Below are 285 nucleotides of genomic sequence, written 5' to 3' on the forward strand. Positions count from 1 at the left end.
AGTCGTCGGCAGCATCTGTAGTCTTTAAGAGACAGATGTTGCAGGTGGCGAATTGCCATGCGTGCTCTATTTAACTGCTCACGTTGCTCATCATTCGCATGTTTCTGCATCGTTTGTAAATCGTTATATGCTTGTTCTAATTGTAACTGTGCATCTGAATACTCCATCGTATTATAATGCTCTTGTCTCATACCTTGGTCTACTTGTTCTTTCGCATATTCCACCGCTTGTTCTGCTTGTCTAATATACGATTCAAGTGATTGACGCTCTGCCATAATTGTCCCT

The 285-nt window shown here is 41.8% G+C and carries 1 protein-coding gene; it reads right to left on the reverse strand.

Annotated features, from left to right (window positions below; genetic code table 11):
• A partial coding sequence (locus ACSG5Z_RS31955) for a YtzC family protein (RefSeq protein WP_435712958.1) occupies nt 1–275 on the reverse strand: 275 nt, incomplete at its 3' end.
• Nucleotides 276–285: the final 10 nt, after the last annotated feature.

Source organism: Bacillus pretiosus (assembly GCF_051294775.1).
Classification (GTDB): domain Bacteria; phylum Bacillota; class Bacilli; order Bacillales; family Bacillaceae_G; genus Bacillus_A; species Bacillus_A wiedmannii.